Origin of the sequence: Streptomyces dengpaensis, assembly GCF_002946835.1 — a bacterium.
Classification (GTDB): Bacteria; Actinomycetota; Actinomycetes; order Streptomycetales; family Streptomycetaceae; genus Streptomyces; species Streptomyces dengpaensis.
In genome coordinates this window covers 3,867,048-3,891,692 of record NZ_CP026652.1, presented here as the reverse complement: position 1 = coordinate 3,891,692, position 24,645 = coordinate 3,867,048, and the positions used below count along the sequence as shown (strand labels likewise).

21 protein-coding genes and 2 pseudogenes are annotated in these 24,645 nt (G+C 71.5%); 12 read left to right on the top strand and 11 right to left on the bottom strand.

All coding sequences use genetic code 11. The annotated features are described in order from the left end of the window. Nucleotides 1-110: 110 nt before the first annotated feature. Nucleotides 111-2,138 (top strand): ATP-dependent zinc metalloprotease FtsH, encoded by a 2,028-nt coding sequence (gene ftsH / locus C4B68_RS17810; protein ID WP_099504910.1) that lies wholly within the window; start codon nucleotides 111-113, stop codon nucleotides 2,136-2,138. A 140-nt stretch (nucleotides 2,139-2,278) separates the two neighbouring features. Then, entirely contained in the window at nucleotides 2,279-2,884 is a 606-nt protein-coding gene (folE, locus tag C4B68_RS17805) for a GTP cyclohydrolase I FolE (RefSeq protein ID WP_099504909.1), read from the top strand. 42 nt (nucleotides 2,885-2,926) lie between these two features. On the opposite strand, the gene C4B68_RS17800 is transcribed toward folE, so the two are convergent. The 6 genes from C4B68_RS17800 to C4B68_RS17775 all read right to left on the bottom strand — a co-directional run bounded on the left by C4B68_RS17800 (nucleotide 2,927) and on the right by C4B68_RS17775 (nucleotide 8,257). Continuing rightward, a complete protein-coding gene (locus tag C4B68_RS17800; RefSeq protein WP_099504908.1) occupies nucleotides 2,927-3,412 on the bottom strand; it encodes a DUF3180 domain-containing protein in 486 nt (161 codons plus the stop codon). A gap of 148 nt (nucleotides 3,413-3,560) precedes the next feature. Continuing rightward, nucleotides 3,561-4,169, bottom strand: coding sequence for a 2-amino-4-hydroxy-6-hydroxymethyldihydropteridine diphosphokinase (gene folK / locus C4B68_RS17795; RefSeq protein WP_099504907.1), 609 nt, complete (start codon nucleotides 4,167-4,169; stop codon nucleotides 3,561-3,563). Next, the gene (folB, locus tag C4B68_RS17790; protein ID WP_099504906.1) at nucleotides 4,166-4,525 is read right to left on the bottom strand and encodes a dihydroneopterin aldolase; all 360 of its coding nucleotides are present in this window, start codon (nucleotides 4,523-4,525) and stop codon (nucleotides 4,166-4,168) included. Before folB ends, folK begins: the two co-directional genes overlap by 4 nt. A gap of 269 nt (nucleotides 4,526-4,794) precedes the next feature. Next, nucleotides 4,795-5,289, bottom strand: coding sequence for a nuclear transport factor 2 family protein (locus C4B68_RS17785; RefSeq protein ID WP_099504905.1), 495 nt, complete (start codon nucleotides 5,287-5,289; stop codon nucleotides 4,795-4,797). After that, nucleotides 5,286-6,179 carry a dihydropteroate synthase gene (gene folP, locus C4B68_RS17780; protein ID WP_099504904.1) on the bottom strand — a complete coding sequence of 298 codons (894 nt, stop codon included), beginning with the start codon at nucleotides 6,177-6,179 and terminating at the stop codon, nucleotides 5,286-5,288. The genes C4B68_RS17785 and folP overlap by 4 nt, the downstream gene beginning before the upstream one ends. Nucleotides 6,180-6,325: 146 nt before the next feature. Then, a complete protein-coding gene (locus C4B68_RS17775; protein ID WP_099504903.1) occupies nucleotides 6,326-8,257 on the bottom strand; it encodes a phosphatidylglycerol lysyltransferase domain-containing protein in 1,932 nt (643 codons plus the stop codon). A gap of 567 nt (nucleotides 8,258-8,824) precedes the next feature. Here C4B68_RS17775 and C4B68_RS17770 point away from each other — a divergent pair. Beyond that, complete coding sequence (locus C4B68_RS17770) at nucleotides 8,825-10,123, top strand: hypothetical protein (RefSeq protein WP_099504902.1); 1,299 nt, start codon at nucleotides 8,825-8,827, stop codon at nucleotides 10,121-10,123. Between the two features lie 49 nt (nucleotides 10,124-10,172). Here the strand turns inward: C4B68_RS17770 and C4B68_RS17765 are convergent, their stop codons facing one another. Beyond that, nucleotides 10,173-11,507 (bottom strand): PH domain-containing protein, encoded by a 1,335-nt coding sequence (locus C4B68_RS17765; RefSeq protein ID WP_099504901.1) that lies wholly within the window; start codon nucleotides 11,505-11,507, stop codon nucleotides 10,173-10,175. Then, entirely contained in the window at nucleotides 11,504-12,007 is a 504-nt protein-coding gene (locus C4B68_RS17760) for a PH domain-containing protein (RefSeq protein ID WP_099504900.1), read from the bottom strand. Before C4B68_RS17760 ends, C4B68_RS17765 begins: the two co-directional genes overlap by 4 nt. Before the next feature lie 31 nt (nucleotides 12,008-12,038). Here C4B68_RS17760 and C4B68_RS17755 point away from each other — a divergent pair, with 31 nt between their 5' ends. Beyond that, entirely contained in the window at nucleotides 12,039-13,190 is a 1,152-nt protein-coding gene (locus tag C4B68_RS17755; RefSeq protein WP_099504899.1) for an NADH-quinone oxidoreductase subunit D, read from the top strand. Here C4B68_RS17755 and C4B68_RS17750 read toward each other — a convergent pair. Continuing rightward, on the bottom strand, nucleotides 13,155-14,315 hold the full coding sequence (locus C4B68_RS17750; RefSeq protein ID WP_099504898.1) for an SAM-dependent methyltransferase: 1,161 nt from the start codon (nucleotides 14,313-14,315) through the stop codon (nucleotides 13,155-13,157). The genes C4B68_RS17755 and C4B68_RS17750 overlap by 36 nt on opposite strands. 153 nt (nucleotides 14,316-14,468) lie before the next feature. Here C4B68_RS17750 and C4B68_RS17745 point away from each other — a divergent pair, with 153 nt between their 5' ends. The 4 genes and pseudogenes from C4B68_RS17745 (at nucleotide 14,469) to C4B68_RS17730 (ending at nucleotide 18,768) form a co-directional block, all read left to right on the top strand. Further along, a complete protein-coding gene (locus tag C4B68_RS17745) occupies nucleotides 14,469-15,674 on the top strand; it encodes a sensor histidine kinase (RefSeq protein WP_099504897.1) in 1,206 nt (401 codons plus the stop codon). Nucleotides 15,675-15,740: 66 nt separating this feature from the next. After that, complete coding sequence (locus C4B68_RS17740) at nucleotides 15,741-16,412, top strand: response regulator transcription factor (RefSeq protein WP_099504896.1); 672 nt, start codon at nucleotides 15,741-15,743, stop codon at nucleotides 16,410-16,412. A gap of 129 nt (nucleotides 16,413-16,541) precedes the next feature. Next, a complete protein-coding gene (locus tag C4B68_RS17735; protein WP_099504895.1) occupies nucleotides 16,542-17,174 on the top strand; it encodes an AAA family ATPase in 633 nt (210 codons plus the stop codon). Between the two features lie 371 nt (nucleotides 17,175-17,545). Beyond that, nucleotides 17,546-18,768: pseudogene (locus tag C4B68_RS17730) on the top strand (RNA-guided endonuclease InsQ/TnpB family protein). 56 nt (nucleotides 18,769-18,824) lie between these two features. Here the strand turns inward: C4B68_RS17730 and C4B68_RS17725 are convergent. Next, nucleotides 18,825-19,142, bottom strand: a pseudogene (locus C4B68_RS17725) (ArsR/SmtB family transcription factor); the annotation flags it as partial. Nucleotides 19,143-19,201: 59 nt separating this feature from the next. Here C4B68_RS17725 and C4B68_RS17720 point away from each other — a divergent pair. Further along, on the top strand, nucleotides 19,202-19,420 hold the full coding sequence (locus tag C4B68_RS17720) for a hypothetical protein (RefSeq protein WP_099506205.1): 219 nt from the start codon (nucleotides 19,202-19,204) through the stop codon (nucleotides 19,418-19,420). 84 nt (nucleotides 19,421-19,504) lie between these two features. On the opposite strand, the gene C4B68_RS17715 is transcribed toward C4B68_RS17720, so the two are convergent. Continuing rightward, a complete protein-coding gene (locus C4B68_RS17715) occupies nucleotides 19,505-20,740 on the bottom strand; it encodes a threonine aldolase family protein (protein WP_099506206.1) in 1,236 nt (411 codons plus the stop codon). A 171-nt stretch (nucleotides 20,741-20,911) separates the two neighbouring features. Between C4B68_RS17715 and C4B68_RS17710 the strand changes: the two genes are divergently transcribed. Genes C4B68_RS17710 through C4B68_RS17700 form a run of 3 tightly spaced genes read left to right on the top strand, consistent with a single transcriptional unit; the run spans nucleotide 20,912 to nucleotide 24,641 of the window. Then, nucleotides 20,912-21,877, top strand: a complete 966-nt coding sequence (locus tag C4B68_RS17710; protein ID WP_099506207.1) for a Rossmann-like and DUF2520 domain-containing protein — start codon at nucleotides 20,912-20,914, stop codon at nucleotides 21,875-21,877. Then, nucleotides 21,874-22,866, top strand: a complete 993-nt coding sequence (gene panC / locus C4B68_RS17705; protein WP_099506208.1) for a pantoate--beta-alanine ligase — start codon at nucleotides 21,874-21,876, stop codon at nucleotides 22,864-22,866. Before C4B68_RS17710 ends, panC begins: the two co-directional genes overlap by 4 nt. After that, a complete protein-coding gene (locus C4B68_RS17700; RefSeq protein WP_099506209.1) occupies nucleotides 22,863-24,641 on the top strand; it encodes an L-aspartate oxidase in 1,779 nt (592 codons plus the stop codon). Before panC ends, C4B68_RS17700 begins: the two co-directional genes overlap by 4 nt. Nucleotides 24,642-24,645: the final 4 nt, after the last annotated feature.

The window sequence follows — 24,645 nt, the reverse complement described above, 5'->3', positions numbered from 1 at the left end:
TGCCAGCAGTCCACTGCGGCTTCGGGTGACAATGCTGGGGTACCGTCCGAAGAACAGTCTTTATCAAACTCACTATGGCAGGAGGGACGGGGCGGCACCGCTCCGTATGGATGGACGTGAAGCGATACTTCCGTGGGCCGGTCATGTGGATCGTGCTGGCCGTCCTTGCCGTGGTCGTGTTGATGCAGGTCGTCGGTTCGTCCGGCGGCTACAAGACGGTGGACACCGGCCAGGTCGTCCAGGCGATCAATGACAACAAGGTCGAGTCGGCCAAGCTCACCACCGGCGACGAGCAGATCATCAAGGTCTCGCTCAAGGACGGTGTGAAGGTCGACGGCAGCTCAAAGATCCAGGCGAGCTACATCGGCGACCAGGGCGCGGCCCTGGCCAACACACTGCAGGACAAGTTCCAGAACAAGCAGATCACGGACGGCTACACGGTCTCGCCGTCCAAGCAGAACCCCTTCGTGGGCATCCTGCTGTCCCTGCTTCCCTTCGTCCTCATCGTCGTCGTCTTCCTGTTCCTGATGAATCAGATGCAGGGCGGCGGCTCCCGTGTCATGAACTTCGGGAAGTCCAAGGCGAAGCTCATCACCAAGGACACCCCGAAGACGACGTTCTCGGACGTCGCGGGCTCGGACGAGGCGGTCGAGGAGCTCCAGGAGATCAAGGAGTTCCTCGAGGAGCCGGCGAAGTTCCAGGCCGTCGGGGCGAAGATCCCCAAGGGCGTGCTCCTGTACGGGCCACCTGGAACGGGTAAGACACTGCTCGCGCGCGCCGTCGCGGGCGAGGCCGGCGTTCCCTTCTACTCGATCTCCGGCTCCGACTTCGTCGAGATGTTCGTCGGTGTCGGTGCCTCCCGAGTCCGTGACCTGTTCGAGCAGGCCAAGGCGAACGCTCCGGCGATCGTCTTCGTCGACGAGATCGACGCGGTCGGCCGCCACCGCGGCGCCGGCCTCGGCGGTGGTCACGACGAGCGCGAGCAGACGCTGAACCAGCTGCTCGTCGAGATGGACGGCTTCGACGTGAAGGGCGGCGTCATCCTGATCGCCGCCACGAACCGGCCCGACATCCTCGACCCGGCCCTCCTGCGCCCCGGCCGCTTCGACCGCCAGATCGCGGTCGACCGCCCGGACATGCAGGGCCGTCTGGAGATCCTCAAGGTCCACCAGAAGGGCAAGCCGGTCGCTCCGGACGTCGACCTGTCGGCCGTCGCGCGGCGCACGCCGGGCTTCACCGGCGCGGACCTGAGCAACGTCCTCAACGAGGCCGCGCTGCTCACCGCCCGCAGCGACAAGAAGCTGATCGACAACTCCATGCTGGACGAGGCGATCGACCGCGTGGTCGCGGGCCCGCAGAAGCGGACCCGGATCATGTCGGACAAGGAGAAGAAGATCACCGCGTACCACGAGGGCGGCCACGCCCTGGTCGCGGCGGCGTCTCCGAACTCCGACCCGGTCCACAAGATCACGATCCTGTCGCGTGGCCGTGCCCTCGGCTACACGATGGTCCTGCCGGAGGAGGACAAGTACTCCACGACGCGCAACGAGATGCTGGACCAGCTCGCGTACATGCTGGGCGGCCGCGCGGCCGAGGAGCTCGTCTTCCACGACCCGACCACGGGTGCCGCGAACGACATCGAGAAGGCCACCACCACGGCCCGCGCGATGGTCACGCAGTACGGCATGACCGAGCGTCTCGGCGCGATCAAGTTCGGCGGCGACAACACCGAGCCCTTCCTCGGACGTGAGATGGCTCACCAGCGCGACTACTCGGAAGAGGTCGCCGCGCTCGTCGACGAAGAGGTCAAGAAGCTCATCGAGAACGCGCACAACGAGGCCTGGGAAATCCTGGTCGAGAACCGCGACGTCCTCGATCAGCTGGTGCTCCAGCTGCTGGAGAAGGAGACGCTGAGCAAGGAGCAGATCGCCGAGATCTTCGCTCCCATCGTCAAGCGCCCGGCCCGCCCCGCGTGGACCGGCTCCTCCCGCCGCACCCCGTCCACCCGCCCGCCGGTGCTCTCCCCCAAGGAGCTGTCACTGACGAACGGGGCGAACGGCTCGACGCCGGCCATCGCCAACGCGACGGAGTCCGTCCCGGCGGCGGAGGCGGTCCCGGAGGATCGCGCCGAGAGCTGATCCCGGCTCCCGGTGGCCTCACCAGGCCCGGAATGAATGCCGTGCCCCCCAGGTTTTAGCCTGGGGGGCACGGCGTTTTTCGGCCGTACGTTGTGGACGCGTCGACCGGCACGCGCAGGATCCATAGGAACGAGGACCAGATGACCGACCCTGTGACGCTGGACGGCGAAGGTGTGATCGGCGAGTTCGACGAGAAGCGCGCCGAGAACGCCATTCGGGAGCTGCTCATCGCCGTGGGAGAGGACCCGGACCGCGAGGGCCTCAAGGAGACGCCGGGGCGCGTGGCCCGGGCGTACAGGGAGATATTCTCGGGGCTGTGGCAGAAGCCCGAGGACGTGCTCACGACGACGTTCGACCTTGGGCACGACGAGATGGTCCTGGTAAAGGACATCGAGGTCCTGAGCTCCTGCGAACACCACCTCGTGCCGTTCGTCGGAGTCGCCCACGTCGGGTACATCCCGTCCACCGACGGTAAGATCACCGGCCTGTCGAAGCTGGCCCGGCTCGTGGACGTCTACGCGCGGCGGCCTCAGGTGCAGGAACGGCTCACCACGCAGATCGCCGACTCCCTCATGGAGATCCTGGAGCCGCGTGGCGTGATCGTCGTCGTGGAGTGCGAGCACATGTGCATGTCGATGCGCGGAGTGCGCAAGCCCGGGGCGAAGACCATCACGTCGGCGGTGCGCGGCCAGCTGCGGGACCTTGCCACCCGCAATGAGGCGATGAGCCTCATCATGGCGCGCTGACGCCGCACGCGTGCCCTGGGGGCCTGTCCGGCGGACAGGCCCCTAGGCCACGGGAGCCGTGCCGCCGTTGGTGTCCTCGTCCTCCGGGAGCTTGCAGACGCGCTCCAGGAAGAAGGCGGCCGCTATGACGCCGATGCCGGCGACGACGGAGAAGCCGGCGTAGATGGCCTGGTCGCGGCGGGTGGGGATCTCCAGGGATTCCAGGAGGAACGCGCCCGCGCCGCCGTACATCCCGGCGACCAGGGCGGCGACCAGGGCGCTCGCCTGGCCGAAGACGACCGCGCGGGCCGCCATCAGCGGGTCGACGCCCTTGGCGCCGGGGCGGCGCTCGCGCTGGGCCTTGAGGCGGGCGCGCAGCGAGAGCGCCGTCGCCAGGAGGACGACGGCGATCAGGGCCAGGACGATGGGGGCGGCGATGGGGACCCGGGGGAGCGTGCCCACCGCGTTCCACAGGCGGGCGCCCGCCCAGGACAGCACACCTGCCACGACGAACACGACGGCCAGCGTCCTGATGCGCAGCTCTTTCACTCAGTTCCCCTCGCGCTTGCGTGTCCCGGCCCGTGGCTTTGAGGCCGGGGGCCGGGGGTTGCCCCCCGGGAAGACACAGCCACGTCGCCCCTTCGGTATGCCCGCCGCCGGACGGTTGTCCGGCCTCGGGCCGTCTTGACCTTAACGACTATTCGGGCAGCCGGAGTTCCAGGTCGGCGCGGGGTGTGACGCCCTCGCGGGTGACCCCCACGAGCAGCTCGGCCACGGGGCCGCGGCCGGGAAGCTGGGCCTCGGGTTCCACGTCGTACCAGGGGGCCAGCACGAAAGCCCGTTCGTGGGCGCGGGGGTGAGGGAGGGTCAGGACCGGGTCGTCGGAGATCACATCGGCGTACGCCACGATGTCCACGTCGATCGTGCGCGGGCCCCAGCGCTCGTCGCGTACGCGGTGGAAGGCCTCCTCGATCGCGTGCGCCCGCTCCAGGAGCGAGGACGGGGGGAGGGTGGTCTTGAGGACCACGACCGCGTTGAAGTAAGCAGCCTGGCTGCCCGGTTCGACGCCCCAGGGCTCCGTCTCGTAGACGGGGGAGACCGCTTTGACGCGGAGGCCGGGGGTGTCCTCCAGGGCGTCGATGGCGCCCTGGAGCGTCTCCAGGCGGTTGCCCAGGTTCGAGCCGAGGGAGATCACCGCGCGCTTCGGGTTCTGCAGGGTCGTGTCGGCGGCGTCCACGCGTTCCACCACGGAGGCGGGCACCGGTTGTACGGTCGGGTCGCTGTGTCCCTCGGTGAAAGCGGTCATACTCGGCTCCGGGTGATGGTGACGGTCACGTCGTCGAAGGGGACCGTGATCGGCGCGTCCGGTTTGTGTACGCAGACCTCGACCTCCTGGACTCCTTCGTGCTTGAGGCACACCTGGGCGATGCGCTCGGCGAGCGTCTCGATGAGGTCGACGGGCTCGCCCTCGACGATGGCGACGACCTCCTCCGCCACGACGCCGTAGTGCACGGTCTTCGTCAGGTCGTCGTCGGCCGCGGCCGGCCGGGTGTCCAGGCCCAGCGTCAGGTCCACGATGAAGGTCTGGCCCTCCTCGCGTTCCTTCTGGAAGACGCCGTGGTACCCGCGGGCCTTCAGGCCGCGCAGCGCGACACGATCCACGCGAATCACTCCTGCAATCGTCGGTAGCGGCCGTCATGAGACGAGTGCGGTCGGCACACCGGCCTCAAACGAATCTACCTGCGGGCACGGACAACACTCGCCCACGGGGGCGTGCGCCCGGGCGAAGGCCGTCAGGCTTCACCGGGCGTTTCCCCTGGGGAACGCGGCGGCTCACGGGTTGGTAGCCGCCCATACCCCGGGGCTCGTGATTCCAACCACTTCTTGGTTCCTGTGCGTCGCGTACCCACTCGACCGGAGGTATCGACGCCTCAGCCCGGAGTTTCCTCGTCCTCGTCCTCGCCGGACTCGGTCAGTACGGGCGAGGCGTGGTGCGTCCAGAGCTTCCAGCCGTCGGCTGTGCGACGGAACACATTGGTGGCGACGACCAGCTGGCCCACGAGCGGGCCGAGCTCGTCGCTGTCGTCAGGGGCAGGGCCGCCGCTGAGGATGTTCTCGGTACAGGTGACAAGGGCGGTGTCGCCGGCCACGGAGACGTGCACGTCGGTGAGGAAGAACTGGATGTACTCGGTGTTCGCCATGATCAGCGCGTACGAGCGCAGCACCTCGCCGCGGCCGTTCAGGACGGGCCAGCCGGGGTGGACGCAGGAGATCACCGCGCCCTCGCCCTCGATGTCATCGTCGGCCGTGTCCAAGGGGGCGAGCCACAGCGCGGACAGCAGTTCGAAATCGCCCCGCTCCATCGCCTCGTAGAAGGCCGTGTTGGCGCGTTCGACCTGCTCGACGTCGGTGCGGGGGGCGCTCACCGGGCTCCCTCTGCGGCCCGCGTTCCCGTGTCGCGGGCGCCCTCGACGGCCCGGGCGACGCGTACGGCGTCGGCGGTGGCCCGTACCTCATGGACGCGGACGGCCCAGGCTCCCTGGTGGGCGGCGAGCGCGGAGACGGCGGCGGTGGCGGCGTCCCGCTCGCGCGCGGGCGGCGGGGAACCTTCCGGGCCCGCCAGGACGCGGCCCAGGAACCGCTTGCGGGACGCGGCGACGAGCAGGGGGTGTCCGAGGTCGTGCAGGCGGTCGAGGTGGGCGAGCAGCGCCAGGTCGTGCTCGGAGTCCTTGGAGAAGCCGAGGCCCGGGTCGACGACGATCCGGTCGGGGGCGATGCCGCCCGCCAGAACGGCCTCCACGCGTGCGTGCAGCTCGTCGACGACTTCGGAGACGACGTCCTCGTACGTCCCCCGCACGTTCCCGCCCTGCAGGAAGCCGCGCCAGTGCATCACCACGAAGGGAGCGCCGGCCGCCGCGACGGCGGGGATCATCGCGGGGTCGGCGAGGCCTCCGCTCACATCGTTGACGAGGGCGGCGCCCGCGGCGAGCGACTGCTCGGCGACGCTCGCGCGCATGGTGTCCACGGAGATGGTGACGCCCTCGGAGGCGAGGCCGCGGACCACCGGGATGACGCGCTTGAGCTCTTCCGCCTCGTCGACGCGAGGGGCACCGGGGCGGGTGGACTCGCCGCCGACGTCCACGAGGTCGGCGCCCTCGGCGACCAGGTCGAGGCCGTGCTTGACGGCGGCCGTCGTGTCGAACCAGCGGCCGCCGTCGGAGAAGGAATCAGGGGTTACGTTCACCACACCCATGACCGCGCAGCGGTCCCATGTCGGCAGTCCCGCCACTCGGCCACGCCCGCGCTCATTGCTCATATGCCCAGCCTAGGCCTCTGGAGGGGGGCCGTTTCGCCCACGGCGGGGTTCGGCTTCCGTCGGTCGGCGGTCGCGGGTCGCCTCCGGCGGGAGCTTCTCGGCCGCTCGGCGGCCTGTTTGCCTGGAGCCTGTCCGGGGGGCCGGGCCTACGCCGTCCTCACCGCGCGCTCCGCCACCGCGTGCGCGCACGGACGCGGTGCGGGCGCGCGGCGTCGCAGCACGCGCGGCAGCGCAAGGTTCACGAAGCCCTCCGCCTGCAGGGCGGCGAGGCCGATGCGCGGGAGGTCGCGGGAGGAGGCGTAGACGACGAAGCGGGGCTCCCAGCGGGGGCGGAACTTGGCGTTGAACTTGTACAGGGACTCGATCTGGAACCAGCGGGACAGGAAGACCAGCAGGCCCCGCCAGATGCGCAGTACGGGCCCCGCGCCGAGCTTCTCGCCGCGGGCGAGCGCCGAGCGGAACATCGCGAAGTTGAGCGAGACCCGCTTGATGCCGAGGCGGGGCGCCGCCTCGAGTGCCGCCACGATGAGGAGTTCGTTCATGCCGGCGTCGGCCGACCGGTCGCGTCGCATGAGGTCGAGCGACACGCCGTCCGTGCCCCACGGGACGAAGTGCAGGACGGCCTTCAGGTCGCCGTACGGGCCGGGTCCGGCGTCCGCCCACCCGTCACCCGCCTCTGCCCTGCCGGGGGCCACCACCGCTCTGCCTGGGGCCATCACTGCCCTGACTGACGTTCCCCCAGAGCTGAACGCCTGGGGGGACCCCCATCGCGCCGCCCCGTCGATTCTGTGGGCGGTGGCGATCAGGCAGTCCCCGTCGGCCGGGTCGCCGATGCGGCCGAGCGCCATGGAGAAGCCGCGCTCGGTGTCCGTGCCGCGCCAGTCCTCCGCGGCGCGCCGTATGCGGTCCAACTCGCCCTCGCCGAGGTCACGAACGCGTCGTACCCGTGTCTCGTAACCGGCCCTCTCGATGCGCTTGACCATCTGGCGCACGTTGCGCATCGCGCGCCCGGCCAGGGAGAAATCCGCGACATCCACCACCGCCTCGTCACCCAGTTCGAGGGCGTCCAGGCCGGTCTCGCGGGTCCACACCTCCCCGCCCGTCTCGGAACAGCCCATGACGGCGGGCGTCCAGGAGTGCGCCCTGGCCTCGTCCATGAAGCGCTCGATCGCTCCGGGCCAGGCCTCGACGTCGCCGATGGGGTCGCCGCTGGCGAGCATCACTCCGGAGACGACGCGGTAGGTGACGGCCGCCTTGCCGCTGGGCGAGAAGACGACGGCCTTGTCGCGGCGGAGGGCGAAGTGGCCGAGGGAGTCGCGGCCGCCATGCTTCTCCAGCAGGGCCCGCAGCCGGGTCTCGTCGTCCTCCGTGAGCCGTGCGGCGGGGTGTTCGGGCCGGAAGGCCAGGTAGATCGTGGTGACGGCGGTCAGCAGGCCGAGCGCGCCGAGCGAGAAGGCGACCGTCCAGGAGCTGGGCTCGCTGTAGTCGACGGGCCCTTCGAAGCCGGTCAGGCCGTACAGGACGTGGGTCAGGCGGTCGGCCAGGCTCGGGTCGCCGACCATGCGGTTCGCGTGGACGCTGACGATGACGAGCCCGAGGGCCAGAGAACCGGCGCCCATGAGAACGAAGTTGGCGAGCGCGCGCCAGCGGCTGCGCGGATCGGGCAGGGCCGTGAATTCGTCGCGGTGGCGCAGCAGCGGCGCGAGCAGCGCCGCGGAGATGACGACACCGGTGATCGAGTGGCGGTACGTGAACTGCGCGACCGCACCGGCCGGCAGCAACGCGACGGCGGCCCGCCATGCCCGGCGCTTGCGACGGCGCAGCCCATGAGCGAGCAGCAGCAGAAGTACGCCGGCGCTGAGCGACAGCGCGGCGGCGAACGGGCCGAGCGCGCCGGGCAGTACCTCGGCGATGGCGTGCATACGGCTGCGCCGGAAGTGCGGGAAGACCCCGGCGGCGATGTCCAGGAGTCCGACGAGCGTGCAGGCTCTGGCGATCAGGGCGGGGACGGCCTCGGGGCGCGGACCGTGGAGCAGGCGCCGTGTCCGGCCTGTTCGACCAGGAACCTGGACCGACATTTCCCCATCCACCCTGACAGACATCGCATCCCGTGGTTCCGCGAGAGACCTTGAATCCGGTGCCATTCAGGCATCCGGCGACATTGCGCCCTCTAGGACGGTGTCTCGGGGAGACAGGTTCACTCCCCTCAGGGAAGCCGTTTCAAAGGGCAGGCAAAGTCCGGGGCAAGCGCTCGCGAAGGAGCTGCGCAGGCCAGGGACGGACCCGCGGTGGCACCGCGGAGCCACGCTGAAGTTCACCGGCATCGTCAAGTCCAAGCGTTTCCCCCGGATTTCGTCGGTCATCCGCGATAGCGGCCGTCGCAACGGTGGCCTGTGGGTTCAATCCCAGTTGGAGAAGGCGCCGTCGACGTCGATGCTGAATACGTCGCGACGCTCGCCGAATGCGGCTCCGCATTCGCGGAGTTCGCCGAGTCCCCCCAGAAGCGCCGCACTTCAAGATCATTTCGGATCTCGGGAAGCCCGGCCTCAAGTTCAAGATCGCGGCCGATGACGAATACCGCGAGGTGGCCGTATTTTTACCGGGCGGGGCACCAAGATTCGCCTACGCGCGGTAAGTTTCTGGCCATGCCACGTGGACGTCACCGCCATTCCCCGCCCTTGCACAGGCTGCTGCCTCCTTCGGCGATCGCCGGCGTCTCGATCGTCTGTGCCGTGGGGCCCTGGCTGTTCACGGAGCCGCTGGTGCTCCGTGGGCTGGCCGCGGCTGCTGCGGTGACGGCGGTCATCGGCGCGGTCGTCATGCGCCGCTGGGACGCCGCCGCGGGCAAACGCGTCGCGGACCTCACACGCGCGCGGGCGAGCGACGAGTGGCGTCACGAGGAGCGCGTCGCCGAACTGGAGAGTGACCTCGACGAGTCGCGCGAGCTGCGCACCAAGCTGGAGCGGAATCTGCGCGCGAAGCGGGCGGAGCTGGCGGGCCTGCGCAACGAACACGCGGCGCTGCTGCGGCGGTACGCCACGGCGGAGACGGAGCGGGCGAGCGCCCTGGAGGGGCGTCGGCAGCTCGCGATAGAGGCGGCGGTTCCGGCCCGTGCGGCGCTGCCCGCCGGCCCGACGGTGCCGCCGGATCCGGAGCCTCCGGCCGCGGCGGCTTCCCCGGAGGCGCCCGAAGTACCCGAAGCACCCAAGGGCGGGGCGGGCGAGGCCTCCGTGGCGCCCTCGGAGTCCTCCGACGTGGCGACGGACGCTCCGGCGTCTCCCAAGACCTTCTCCCCGGCCGGGTCGTCGCTCTTCCTGCGGGCCAACGCGGCGTTGAACCGGATCGCGAGCGGCGCCGCGGTGGTGGAGAACCCAGCACCGGGCGAGTCGGCCGATGCCGGCCCGGCGCAGGCCGCGTCCGTGAACGGCGCGTCCCCGGAGGGCCGTTCCGCCGAGACGGGTCCGTCCTCGGACGCCGTCGCGGAGGAGGGCGAGGCGCAGGGGAAGCCCGAGGCGGCCGACGGGCACACGCGCGCGGCCGCCGAGGCGAAGCTGCCCGAGCCCTCCCTGCCGTCCCAGCCGCCGGCTCAGTCCTCGGCGTCACCCCAGGCGTCGACGCCCGTCAAGCCTTCCGGGCACTTCGCCGTGCCGACCGCGGTGGCCGTCGTACCGGCCACGCCCGTGCGGCGGCCGAAGGTCGAGGGCGGGTTCGACTTCTTCGGTACGCAGAAGGCGTCGTCCGCCGACGCCCTGCAAGCCGTACAGAACGAGGACCTCGCGGACGTCGTCGGCCAGGAGGCGCTCGCCCTGCACAAGGCCGACGCCGAGGCCGGGTTCAAGCCGGTGGACGACGGCGCGCGCGGCATCGGCCAGGTCATCGACCTGACGGCGCACGACGAGACGGAGCCGATCGACGTGGGCGTACTGCGGGGCGCGGCCTCGTAGCCGAGGGCGGCCCAGCCCCCGCACCGGGCACCCACTCCGCAGGCGGGGGCTACGCCATCCACCGGTCCGGCCGGGCCTCCCGCCGCCCCGTACGGGAACGGTCCGCCTGCCCCTGAAGCAGCTCCGCCGCCTCCTCAGTGCCCCGCAGCCGCGCCGTCACGGTCTTGTTGGCCCCCGTGTCCACGTGGACGTCGGCGAGCCGCCTGAGGCGCTCCCACGGCCCTTGTGAGAGCCGTACGCTCTGCACCTTCGCGTGCGGTACGAGCGCGAGGCTGCGGCGCAGCAGTCCATGGCGCGCCGCGAAGACCGTGTCGGTGACGGCGATCCCGTACCCCCGCCACCAGAACGGCACGCACCAGCCGGCCCGCCGCGGCGGCCGGGACAGGGACGACGGCACCGTCACCCCCGGCAGCACCCCCGCGATCACCGACTCGGCGACGTCGCGCGGGGCGACGGGCACGAGCACGGAGTTCGACGATCCGGCCACGTCCAGCTCGACGCGCACCCACCCGCGCCGCCGCCACAGCAGCGGCTCGACGATCCGTACGGTCTGCACGCGTCCGGGCGGCACCGTCTCGTGCGTACGGTCGAGGAGCCCGTGGTCGATGCGGAGCCCGTCCGGCGATTCGCCCAGCGTCCAGTCGTACTCGGCGACGAATCGCCCCACACTGCTCGCGCCCGCCGCGCCGAGCAGCGGCACCGCGGTCGCGAGGACCGTCCACACGTTGTGGGTGCCGAACCACAGCAGTGGGGGCACGACGATCGCGGCGGCCAGCGAGCCCCAGGTGGCGCCGGTGAGCACCAGGGAGACGGCGAGGACGCCGGGTGGTACGCGCAGCAGTTGCCGCGCCGGAGCCTCGCCGACCTCGTGCGCGGTCTCGGGCGCGAAACCGGCCGCTCGGGCGAGGAGTTCGGCGCGCAGCGCACGGGCCTCGCCCTGACTCAGGTACGCCAGTTCGTCCTTCGCGTCCGTCCCTATGACGTCGAGTTTCAGCTTGGCGACGCCCGCGACGCGGGCCAGCAGCGGCTGGGTGACGTCGACGGCCTGGAGCCGGTCGAGCCGGATGTGCGCGGTGCGGCGGAACAACAGGCCGGTACGGATGCGCAGTTCCGTGTCGGTCACCGCGAAGTGCGTGAACCACCAGCTCAGAAAGCCGTAGAGGGCGGCACCGGGGACGAACACGGCGAGCCCGGCGACCAGCGCGGTCGTCGTGAGCCCGGTCAGCTGTTCCTGCGCCTGGTTGGGGTCGTGCACGGCCCATCCGGCGAGTACGGCCACGGGCGCCCAGGCGCGCCGGAACGGTGTCACGGGGTGCAGCCGCCGCTCGGCCAGCGGCTTCTCCTCGCGTACGGCCTCGCCGGTTCCCGGCGTCGGCGTCGTCACAGCCCCGCCGATCGTGCCTCGCCCAGCTCCGTCAGCCGGTCCCGCAGCCGCTCGGCCTCGGCCGGGTCCAGGCCCGGGATGCGCGCGTCGGTCGCCGCGGCCGCTGTGTGCAGCTGCACGCTCGCGAGCCCGAAGTGCCGTTCGACCGGCCCCGAGGTCACCTCGACCAGCTGCATCCGCCCGTACGGCACGACGGTCTCCTCGTGCCACAGCACACCCCGGCTGATCAGCAGGTCGTCCGCGCGCTCGGCGTAGCGCCAGGAGCGCCAGTTGCGTCCCAGCATGTGCCAGCCCCAGATCATCAGCGCGAGCGGCAGCAGGGCGAAGGCCGCCCAGACCGGTCCGGCCAGCAGCCCGAGCACCAGCCCCAGGGCGATCGTCAGCAGCCCCAGCCACACCACGAGCAACAGCCGTCGCATTCGGAGCAGCCGCGGGGGCAGTCCGGTCCAGACCGGCTCCGTTGCCGCATGTCCGGTGGTCTCCATGCTCCCCCTCTCCATGAGGCAAGCGTACGTACGAGACACTGTTCCCATGACTCCTACGACGGAGACCATGGTCGGTATCGGCGGCGCCGCGGAGAGCACCGACATGGTGCTCAACATCGGGCCCCAGCACCCGTCCACGCACGGCGTGCTGCGGCTGCGGCTCGTGCTCGACGGCGAGCGGATCCAGCACGCGGAGCCGGTCATCGGCTATATGCACCGCGGGGCGGAGAAGCTCTTCGAGGCGCGTGACTACCGCCAGGTCATCGTGCTCGCCAACCGCCACGACTGGCTGTCCGCCTTCTCGAACGAGCTGGGTGTGGTCCTCGGCGTGGAGCGGATGCTCGGCATGGAGGTCCCCGAGCGCGCGGTGTGGACGCGCACGCTGCTCGCGGAGCTCAACCGGGTCCTGAACCACCTGATGTTCCTTGGTTCGTACCCCTTGGAGCTGGGCGGGATCACCCCGATCTTCTACGCCTTCACGGAGCGCGAGGAACTCCAGCACGTCATGGAGGAGGTCTCCGGCGGGCGCATGCACTACATGTTCAACCGGATCGGCGGCCTCAAGGAGGACCTGCCCGCCGGTTGGACCGCACGCGCGCGTGCGTCCGTCGAGGCCCTGCGCTCGCGGATGGACGTGTACGACGACCTGGTGCTCGGCAACGAGATCTTCCGCGGGCGTACGCGGGGCGTGGGCGTCCTTGCGCCGGAGACCGTGCACGCGTACGGCGTGAGCGGGCCGATCGCGCGCGCCTCCGGCGTCGACTTCGACCTGCGTCGCGACGAGCCCTACCTCGCGTACGGGGAGCTGCAGGACACCCTGAAGGTCGTCATGCGCCAGGAGGGCGACTGCCTGGCCCGCTTCGAGTGCCTCCTGGCACAGACCCACAACTCGCTCGACCTCGCGGCGGCCTGCCTCGACCGGCTCGCCGAGCTGCCGCCGGGGCCGATCAACCAGCGCCTTCCCAAGGTCCTGAAGGCGCCCGAGGGCCACACGTACACCTGGACCGAGAACCCCCTCGGCATCAACGGCTACTACCTCGTCAGCAAGGGCGAGAAGACCCCGTACCGGCTGAAGCTGCGCTCGGCCTCGTTCAACAACATCCAGGCGCTCACCGAGCTGCTGCCCGGCACGCTGGTCGCGGACATGGTGGCGATCCTGGGGTCACTGTTCTTCGTGGTCGGCGACATCGACAAGTAGGTCCGCCGGTACGCCGACGGGCTGCAGCAGCCAGCCGAAGTCGCCGAGGCCGCCGGGCGCGGTGAGCTCTGCCGCCGCGCCGGCGCTCGCGAGGGCGCGCACGTAGGCGGCGGGGTCCGTGGAAGCGAGCGCGAGCGGGGGCCGTGCGCCGCTCACGCCCAGCGCGCGCAGTGCCGCGCGCTGCGTGATCACGTGCCCCCCGGGCACCGCGCACGCGTCGAGCGCCACGTGCGCGGTGATGTCGCACGACCCGTCCGGCACCGGCAGCGTCTCCCGCCCCTGACGGAACCCGGTGAGCGTCCCGAAGGGCGGCCGCGCGGCGGCGACGTGCGCGTAGTCGACGGCGACGGCGAGACCCCGGTCGAGGGCGGACACGGCGGAGGCCCAGGCGAGGTCCCTGGGGAGGCCGATTTCGGCGCGGGCTCCTTCGGCGGGCGCGTGTGCTTGTTCGGCGGGTGCCTGTGCTCCTTCGGGGAGCGCGTGCCCGCCTTCGGGGCGCACGTGCGGTCCTTCGGATGCCGGGTGCGGTCTTTCGGGCGGCACGTGCGGTCCTTCGGAAGCCGCGTGCGGTTCTTCGCACGGCAACGGCCACCACTTCCGCAGCCACTCCGCGTCCGCCCCCTCCACGGGCTCCCCGAGGCGTTCGGTCCCGTCCCTGCGTACGAGAACCAGACGCCGTACGCCTTCGGAGTCCACCTCGGCGATGTCCACCGGCACGTTGTCCAGCCACTCGTTGGCGAACAGCAGCCCGGTGATCCCCTTCGGCGGCTCGGCGAGCCACTCGATCCGGTGATCGAGGCCTGCGGGGCGGTCGGCGCGTTCGACCGCGTACCCGCGCGCGCGGGACGCCACGTCGGCGGGGAGCGCGGCGAGAACACCGGTCACCAGCTCGCCGCGGCCCGCCGCCATGTCCACGAAGGCGAGCGAGCCGGGCCGGCCGAGCGCCTCGTCGACGCGGCACAGCAGCCGGGCCACGGCCTGGGCGAAGAGGGGCGACGCGTGCACCGAGGTGCGGAAGTGGCCCGCGGGCCCCTCGGGCCTGCGGTAGAAGCCGGAGGGCCCGTACAGCGCCTCCTCCGTCGCCTCGCGCCAGCCCCGCCACTCACCCGTCGCCTCACGTCTCACCGGGCCAGGCTAGGGCCTGTCCGGTGTGACCCGCCGGACAGGCCCCAAGCGCCGGAAAGAGGCAAGCCTCCACCTTGGGGAGTACGAGCGCCGGTTACGGATCGACCCTCCGGTTGACCCCTGCACGCTGCACGCTTACCTACTCTGGGTTACGTGCAGCGCCTCTACGACTTCCTCCGCAGGCACCCGACGTGGGTCGACAGCTTCTGGGCCGTCTTCCTACTCGGGGTCACCTGCGCGAATTTCGCGAGCGTCAACGAGGCCTCGGACCGTCGCTGGAACCTGGCCGCGGCGGTCCCGATCGCCGTCGCCCTGTGTCTGGTGGTCGCACTGCGCCGCCGTCTGCCCGAGAAGATGCTGCTCCTGGCCGCGGCGATGGGCCTCGCCCAGCTGGTGTTCGACGTCGAGGTCATGCCCGTCGACTTCGCGATGCTGGTGATCATCTACACCGTCGCCGCGGACGGCGCCCTCTGGGCCTCCCGCTTCGGGCTGATCGGTGGCCTGTGCGCGGGGACCCTCGCGCAGATTCGCTGGCCCGAGGAACGGGCGGGCGCCGTGGGCGGCGTACTGATAGCGGTCTTCCAGACGGTTCCGTTCGCGCTCGCCTGGGTGCTCGGCGACTCCCTCCGCACACGCCGCGCCTACTTCGCCCAGCTCGAGGAGCGCGCCGCCCGGCTGGAGAAGGAGCGCGAGGCGCAGTCCAAGGTCGCGGTGGCCGCCGAGCGCGCCCGGATCGCGCGCGAGCTGCACGACGTCGTCGCGCACAACGTCTCCGTGATGGTGGTCCAGGCCGACGGCGCCGCCTACGTCATGGACACCGCCCCGGACCAGGCCAAGAAGGCCCTGGAGACCATCTCCGGAACCGGCCGCCAGGCCCTCGCCGAGATGCGCCGCCTGCTCGGCGTGCTGCGCACCGGCGAGCACCAGGAGAGCGGCGAGTACGTGCCGCAGCCCGACGTCGAACAGCTCGACGACCTCATCGAGCAGTGCCGCACCGCGGGCCTCCCCGTCGACTTCAAGGTGGAGGGCACCCCGCGCCCCCTCCCCACCGGCGTAGAACTCACGGCGTACCGCATCGTGCAGGAGGCGCTCACCAACACGCGCAAGCACGGGGGACCGAACGCGGGCGCGAGCGTGCGCCTGGTCTACTTCGACGACGGCCTCGGACTGCTCGTCGAGGACGACGGCAAGGGCGCACCCCACGAGCTGTACGAGGAGGGGGGCGCCGACGGCCAGGGCCACGGCCTGATCGGCATGCGGGAGCGCGTCGGCATGGTCGGCGGCACCCTGGACGCGGGACCGCGCCCCGGAGGAGGCTTCCGCATCAGCGCCCTGCTCCCGCTCAAGTCCGCCAACTGACACCTGCCCCCCGACACCCGTAACGCGCACCTTTGACCCGCGCCCCTTGAGATGGAAGAGGACCCGATGGCGATCCGAGTCATGCTCGTCGACGACCAGGTGCTGCTGCGCACCGGTTTCCGGATGGTGCTCGCCGCCCAGCCGGACATGGAGGTCGTGGCCGAGGCGGGCGACGGCGTCGAGGCCCTCCAGGTGCTGCGCGCCACGGCGGTCGACGTGGTGCTGATGGACGTCCGCATGCCGAAGCTGGACGGCGTCGAGACCACTCGCCGCATCTGCTCCGAGCCCAACCCGCCGAAGGTGCTGATCCTCACCACCTTCGACCTCGACGAATACGCCTTCACGGGGCTGAAGGCGGGCGCCTCCGGCTTCATGCTCAAGGACGTACCGCCCGCCGAACTGCTCGCCGCGATCCGCTCCGTGCACAGCGGTGACGCCGTGGTCGCGCCCTCCACCACCCGGCGCCTGCTGGACCGTTTCGCGCCGATGCTGCCCGCGGCCGGCAAGAAGCCCCAGCACAAGGAGCTGGAGCGGCTCACCGACCGCGAGCGTGAGGTCATGGTGCTGGTCGCGCAGGGCCTGTCCAACGGGGAGATCGCGGCACGTCTGGTCCTGTCCGAGGCGACGGTGAAGACGCATGTCGGACGCATCCTGACCAAGCTGGGCCTGCGGGACCGGGTGCAGGTGGTCGTGCTCGCGTACGAGACGGGGCTGGTGCGGGCGGGCGGACACGGCTGACGCGGGGCGCGTAGGCATGGCTGTCCCGCGGGCGGGCGCGGCGCGTACGGCGCACGAAGGCGGGTGTGAGCGTGCGGAGTTGCGCGGGGGCGTGACCGAGGCGTAACCGGCGCCCACTAGGGTCTGCGCATGCTCCTGTGGATCAACGGCCCCTTCGGGGGCGGCAAGACACAGACCGCACACGAGATCCAGCGACGGCTGCCCGGCAGCGTCGTCTGCGACCCGGAACACGCCGGCTTCGGCCTGCGCCGCATGCTGCCGCCCGAACTGCGCGGGGACTTCCAGGACTTGGAGTCCTGGCGGCGGGGCGTGGTCGAGGTGCTCGACCTCGCGCTCAGCAAGCACGACGGCGTGGTCATCGCCCCCATGACGGTCACGAACTCCCGCTACTTCGAGGAGACCGTCGGGCGGCTGGGCGAACTGGGCCACGACGTACGGCACTTCGCGCTTCTGGCCGAGCGCGAGACCGTACTGAAGCGGCTGCGCGAGCGCGGCTTCGGGCACATCCTTCGGTACGTCGCCGACAAGGACGCCCCGCTGCGGCGTGAGAGCTGGGCCGTGCGGCAGCTCGACCACTGCCTGGAGCGGCTGCGCGAGCCGGAGTTCGCCGAGCACCTGTGGACCGACCACACGACGGTCGCCAAGACCGCGGACCGGATCGCCGTACTGGCGGGGCTGACGCTCACGCCGAACCGCGACGGGGTGGTACGGGGGCGGCTGCGCAAGGCGTGGACTGGCGCGAAGCACATCCGGCTCGACTGAGCGCCTTCCGTACGCCCCAGGCCTCGCTGAGCGCCCATCGCGCCTCGGCGACCGGGGCTGGCCACGCGCCCAGAGCCCACCGCCCCTCGCCGCGAGGCGCGCTACCGGGATTCATTCGCAGTGCATCGGCCTTCAGGCCGGTGGTGAAGCGAATCTGTGACTGTGGCGCGGAGCGTCACGGATGCTGTCCTGCGGAGCATGAGAGCGCAGGCGCCACCACGGCCGGCGCGGAGCGTCACGGGGTCCGATCCGGAGAGGCCGGGCAACGCCTCCCCCGTTCGGCCCGCTCTGTCCTGCCTGGTTTCAAGGGAGTACCGACCGTTCATACGTTCCCTCTGGTAGCGGGCGGCGCTCGTTCGTACGATCACCGCATGCAGCTTCGGTACGCCTTCAGGCTGTACCCGGAACCTGGCCAACGCCTCGCGCTGGCCAGGGCGTTCGGGTGCGCCCGCGTCGTGTACAACGATGCCGTGCGTGCTCGCGAGGACGCCCGCAGAGCGGGCGAGCCATTCCCGACGGCCGGCGAGTTGTCCAAGAAGCTGATCACCGCCGCGAAGCAGACCGCTTCACGGGCCTGGCTGGGCGAGGTCTCCTCGGTGGTGCTCCAGCAGTCCCTGCGTGACGTGGAGACCGCCTACAAGAACTTCTTCGCCTCCCTCAAGGGCGAGCGTAAGGGCGCGAAGACCGGTGCGCCCCGCTTCAAGTCCCGCAAGGACAGCCGTCAGTCGATCCGGTTCACGGCCAATGCCCGCTGGTCGATCACTGGTTCCGGGAGGCTGAACCTCCCGAAGATCGGCGCGGTGAAGGTGAAGTGGTCGAGGACCTTGCCCGCGCGGCCCTCCTCGGTCACCGTGGCAAGGACGCGGCCGGACGGTACTTCGCCTCGTTCGTCGTTGACACCGACCCGGGCGCGGACGCCGCCCGGATGCCCGGCACCGACCAGACGGTCGGCATCGACCTGGGCCTGACCCACTTCGCCGTCCTCTCCGACGGGACGAAGATCGACTCTCCTCGGTTTCTGCGCCGGGCGGAGAAGAAACTGAAGAAGGCCCAGCGGGAGCTGTCCCGCAAGCAGAAGGGATCGAAGAACCGGGCCAAGGCCCGTCTGAAGGTCGCCCGCGCCCACGCGAAGGTGGCCGATGCCCGCCGCGAGTTTCACCACCAGCTCTCCACTCAGCTGATCCGCGACAACCAAGCGATCGGCGTGGAGGACCTGGCGGTCCAAGGACTCGCGCGCACCAGGCTGGCCAGGAGTGTCCATGACGCCGGATGGTCGGCGTTCGTGAACATGCTGGAGTACAAGGCGGCCCGGTACGGGCGGACCCTGGTCAAGATCGGCCGGTTCGAGCCGACCTCCCAGACCTGCTCGGCCTGCGGTATCAAAGACGGCCCCAAGCCCCTGAACGTCCGGGAATGGACCTGCACCGCCTGCGGCACCGTCCACGACCGGGACCACAATGCCGCGAAGAACGTCAAAACGGCCGCCGGACGGGCGGTGACAGCCTGCGGAGCGCCGGTAAGACCAGGACTCGTCCCGGCACAGCGCGAAGAAACAGGAAGCCACGGATTCCCGCCCGAACCCTGTGCCGCGTAGCGGCACAGCAACGGACGAGAAGGCCAGAATCCTCGGGCTTCAGCCCGAGGAGCAAGTCAACGCAGGACACCCTCCAGGAAGTCGCTGCCCAGCCGGGCCACCACGGTGACGTCGAGCTGGTGCAGGACATACCGCCCGCGACGCCTTGTGGTGATCAGGCCCGCCTTCTTGAGCACGCTCAGATGCCGGGATATCTCGGGAGCCGTCATCCCGTGCACCTGCGCCAGCTCGCCCGTGGTGTACGCGCTGCGGGCCAGATGGCGGCAGATCCGCATCCGGACCGGGTGGGACAGCGCGGTCATCCGCAGGGTCAGCTCCTCGACGGAGGGCGGGGCGGCGAGCCCGGGGGAGCCGATCGGGTAGTGCAGCACCGGCCATGGATGAGGCCGCGGGCCTTCTGACTCCTGTCCCTCGTCCCGGGAGGCGATCTGCCATGAGCATCACGCAGCAGTACCTCCTCGACGCCTACCGGGCTTCGCAGCACGGCGAGGCCGCCCCTCCGGCACCCGGCGGGCACGACTGGCAGGTCGCGCGAGAGGTGCGCGACTACCGGCGGTTCCGATCGGTGGTGGCGGGCCACCCGGCCCAGGGGCGGATACGGGAAGCCCTGGGCCGGTGGCTGCACGGGCGACGGCGGCACGCCGGCTGCTGAGCCGGCCCCCGTCGTTCGTCGACATCGCGACGCCTCGCCCGAGGCCCTGCCGTCACGTTCCCGTCCGCCTCGCGACGCCGGGGCCTAGCCGGACGCCCCGTCGGTGAGCCGCTCCACGAAGTCCCGTACGGCCGCCTTGACGTCCTCCGCCGTCCACTGCAGGCCGGGCTCCGCCACCGTGACCTCGGTGAACGCCACCCCCGGGCCGGCGCGCAGCCAGCTCTGCGCGAAGAGGCCGGTCTTCGTCTCCTCGGTCTGCCGTAGTCCCGCGACCGTCAGGGTGTCGGGGTCGTACGGCAGCCAGACCTGGAACTGGTGGGTGTGCGGGTCCTCGGGGTGGACGCGCGCCCAGGGGATGCCGGCCTCCGCGAAACCCTCCCGCAGCGCCGTGGCGACCACGCGCGCGTGGGCCACGTATTCCGGCAGCCGGGGCAGTTCCCGCTCCAGGCCGATGAGCGCTGCCAGCGCCGTCGGGAACTGCTGGAGGACCATGCCCCCGTAGCGGTGCCGCCAGGTCTTCGCCTCGTCGATCAGCGTCTTCGGGCCCGCGATTGCCGCCCCGCCGAGGCCGTCGAGTGATTTGTAGAACGACACATAGACGCTGTCCGCGAGGTCCGCGATCTCCTCCAGAGGGCGGCCGAAGTGCGTCGTGCACTCCCACAGCCGGGCCCCGTCGAAATGGACCACCGCGTCGCGCTCACGGGCGGCTTCCACAGCCTCGGAGAGCTCCTCCCAGGAGGGCAGGACGAAACCGGCGTCCCTGAGCGGCAGTTCCAGCATCAGCGCCCCGAAGGGCTCCGCGAAGTCGCGTATCTCCTCGGCGGTCGGAAGCCGTGGCTCGTCCGTCACGCGGACCGGACGCAAGCCGCTGACCTGGCTGAACGCATGCCGCTCATGGACCTCTGGATGGCTGAGGGCGTGCACCGCGACGGCCGGGTTGCCGGTATGGCCCGCCCAGCAGCGCAGGGCGACCTGCTGGGCCATCGTGCCGGTGGGGAAGAAGGCGGCGGCCTCCTTGCCCAGCAGCTCCGCGACCCGCCCTTCCAGGGCCTCGACGATCCCGTCGCCGTACATGTCGACGCGCCGGCCGAGGTCGTACACGCCCTCGGCCGCGTCGTTCAGCCAGGCCAGACGCTCGCGGACGGTCTGCTGGTAGCTGGGCCTCCACAGGACCCGCTGCGCCGCCTTCCAGGCCGCGGCACGCCGCTCGAAGCGTTGCTCCCGGGACAGCTGCGCCGCCTCCACCGGGACCTGCTCGGCCGTCTCGTCCACGGACCGCTCCGCGGGCTCTTTCTCGGTCTCCGCCGCCGTATCGCTCATCCCCGGATGATGTCGCGCCCCCGCCTCGCCGGTCACCCCGATTTCCGCGCCCTCGTGACCAGCGGAAACCCACAGCCTGTGGACAACCGGACGGCCCTCGAACCGATCGCGTTAACATGACGAGAAATCGTCCGGTACCCCGAGCGGACTGGAACGGAAGGCCGCCGACGAGTGAGTACATTCCCACAGTCAGACCCCAAGGACCGCCCCGCGCGGCTCTCCGTCGGCGTTGTCGGCGCGGGCCGCGTCGGCCCGGTGCTCGCCGCGGCACTGCAGCTCGCCGGGCACCGCCCGGTGGCCGTCTCCGGTGTCTCCGACGCCTCCAAGCGGCGAGCCGCGCTGTTGCTGCCCGACGTGCCGCTGGTGTCCCCGGCACAGGTCCTGGAGCGCGCTGAGCTGGTGCTGCTGACCGTCCCTGACGACGCCCTGCCCGGGCTCGTCGAGGGACTGGCCGAGACAGGGGCCGTACGGCCCGGACAGCTGCTCGTGCACACCTCCGGGCGGTACGGCGCCCAGGTGCTCGACCCGGCCCTCAGGGCGGGCGCGCTGCCGCTCGCGCTGCACCCCGCGATGACCTTCACCGGCACCCCTGTGGACGTCCAGCGGCTGGCCGGATGCTCCTTCGGGGTCACCGCGCCCGAGGAGCTGCGGCTGGCCGCCGAGGCCCTGGTGATCGAGATGGGCGGCGAGCCCGAGTGGATCGCCGAGGAGTCCCGCCCGCTCTACCACGCCGCCCTCGCGCTCGGCGCCAACCACCTGGTGACCCTGGTCGCCGAGTCCATGGAGCTGCTGCGCGCCGCGGGCGTGGAGGCCCCCGACCGGATGCTGGGCCCCCTGCTCGGCGCCGCCCTGGACAACGCGCTCAGGTCGGGCGACGCGGCCCTCACCGGCCCCGTTGCGCGCGGTGACGCGGGCACCGTCGCCGCGCACGTCGCCGAGCTGCGCAAGCACGCCCCGCAGACCGTCGCCGGCTATCTCGCCATGGCCCGCGCGACCGCCGACCGCGCGCTCGCCCACGGACTGCTCAAGCCGGAACTCGCCGAGGACCTCCTGGGGGTACTCGCCAACGGAGCCGACGAGATCACCGGGACCGACGGCACCGACGGGCCCAACGGGATCGAGGGAGACGCCCGATGACCACCGCCCTGCTGCACACCGCCGACGAACTGCACGCACGCACGCGTGCAGGCCGCCGAGCCGTCGTGATGACCATGGGCGCCCTCCACGAGGGCCACGCCACGCTGATCCGCGCCGCCCGCGAGATCGCCGGAGACCAGGGCGAAGTGGTCGTCACCGTCTTTGTGAACCCGCTCCAGTTCGGCAAGGGCGAGGACCTCGACCGCTACCCGCGCACCCTCGACGCCGACATCAAGATCGCCGAACAGGCGGGTGCGGACGTCGTGTTCGCTCCCTCGGTGGACGAGGTCTACCCCGGCGGCGAGCCCGAGGTCCGCATTTCCGCGGGACCCATGGGCGGGCGCCTGGAGGGGACCGCGCGCCCCGGCCACTTCGACGGCATGCTCACCGTCGTCGCCAAGCTGCTGCACCTCACCCGGCCCGACGTCGCGCTGTACGGGCAGAAGGACGCCCAGCAGCTCGCCCTGATCCGGCGCATGGTCCGCGATCTGAACTTCGGCGTGGAGATCGTCGGCGTGCCCACCGTGCGCGAGGAGGACGGGCTCGCCCTCTCCAGCCGCAACCGCTACCTGTCGCCCGAGGAACGGCGCACCGCGCTCGCCCTCTCGCAGGCCCTGTTCGCCGGCCGCGACCGGCACGCCGCGCAGGAGGCCCTGCGCGCGCGTGCCCGTGAAGTGCCCGCCACGCACGCGCGTGCCGAGGCCCTCAGCGCCATAGGGGAGTCCCGCGCCGCGGCCGACGCGCACGCCGTGGCCAAGGCGGTCCCGGGCGGTCCCACCGGTGTCCGCGCGGCCGCCCGGCTGGTCCTCGACGAGGCGGCCCGCAGGCAGCCTTCCCTGGCCCTGGACTACCTGGCCCTGGTCGACCCGTCCGACTTCACGGAGGTCGGGGACGACTTCACCGGCGAGGCGGTCCTCGCCGTCGCCGCACGGGTCGGCACGACCCGGCTGATCGACAACATCCCCCTCACCTTCGGAGCCGCCTCGTGACCGGCACAGGCACAGGTTCGGATACCTCTACAGGTACTGGCATACGGCTGCACGCGCCCGCCCCCGGCTGGGCCGTCACCGCGGACGTCGTGGTCGTCGGCTCCGGCGTCGCCGGTCTCACCGCGGCCCTGCGCTGCGAGGCAGCGGGCCTGAAGACCGTCGTGGTCACCAAGGCCCGCCTCGACGACGGCTCCACGCGCTGGGCGCAGGGCGGCATCGCCGCGGCCCTCGGCGAGGGAGACACCCCCGAGCAGCACCTCGACGACACCCTGGAGGCGGGCGCGGGCCTGTGTGACGAGGACGCCGTACGCATCCTCGTCACCGAGGGCCCTGACGCCGTACGCCGTCTCATCGCGACCGGCGCCCACTTCGACGAGTCCACCGAGGGCGGCCTGGCGCTCACCCGCGAGGGCGGCCACCACCGCCGCCGTATCGCGCACGCGGGCGGCGACGCGACCGGCGCGGAGATCTCCCGGGCGCTCGTTGAGGCGGTACGCGCGCGTGGACTGCGCACGGTCGAGAACGCGCTCGTCCTGGACCTCCTCACGGACGCCGACGGCCGCACCGCGGGCGTCACCCTGCACGTCATGGGAGAGGGCCAGCACGACGGCGTGGGAGCCGTTCACGCCCCCGCTGTGGTCCTCGCGACCGGGGGCATGGGCCAGGTCTTCTCGGCGACCACCAACCCGTCGGTCTCGACGGGCGACGGCGTGGCGCTCGCCCTGCGCGCCGGGGCGGAGATCAGCGACCTCGAATTCGTGCAGTTCCACCCGACCGTGCTGTTCCTGGGCCCGGACGCGGAGGGCCAGCAGCCGCTCGTCTCCGAGGCAGTGCGCGGCGAGGGCGCCCACCTGGTCGACGCGGACGGCGTGCGCTTCATGGTCGGACAGCACGAACTGGCCGAACTGGCGCCGCGGGACATCGTCGCCAAGGGCATCATGCGCCGCATGCAGGAGCAGGACGCCGAGCACATGTTCCTCGACGCCCGGCACTTCGGCGCCGACATGTGGGAGCACCGCTTCCCGACGATCCTGGCCGCCTGCCGGGCCAACGGCATCGACCCGGTCACCGAGCCCGTCCCGGTCGCCCCGGCCGCCCACTACGCCTCCGGAGGCGTCCGCACGGACGCCCGGGGCCGCACCACCGTGCCGGGCCTGTACGCGTGCGGCGAGGTCGCCTGCACCGGCGTGCACGGCGCCAACCGGCTCGCCTCCAACTCCCTCCTCGAAGGCCTCGTCTACGCCGAGCGCATCGCCGCCGACATCGCGGCAGGGCGGTCGGAAAACGGCCTCCACGCGCGCGTGCCCCAACCGGTCCCGCACCCCGAGGTACCCGCACACCCGCTGCTCGGCCCCGAGGCCCGCTTCGCGATCCAGCGGATCATGACCGAGGGCGCCAGCGTCCTGCGCTCGGCCGAGTCCCTCGCGAAGGCCGCCGACCAGCTCCAGCAGCTGCACACCGACGCCCGCGACGCCCTCGACGAGAACGGCAAGACCGCCGAGCCCGGCGTCGACACCTGGGAGGCCACCAACCTCCTGTGCGTGGCCCGGGTCCTGGTCGCCGCCGCACGCATGCGCCAGGAGACCCGCGGCTGCCACTGGCGCGAGGACCACGCCGACCGGGACGATTCACAGTGGCGCCGCCACATCGTCGTACGGCTGAATCCCGACCGGACGCTCGCGGTACACACCACCGACACAGCAGACTTCCCCCCGACCCTCCCGCAAGGGGGGACCCCCATGCCCCAGCCGGCGCCCCCTTCCCAGGAGCAGTGAGAGC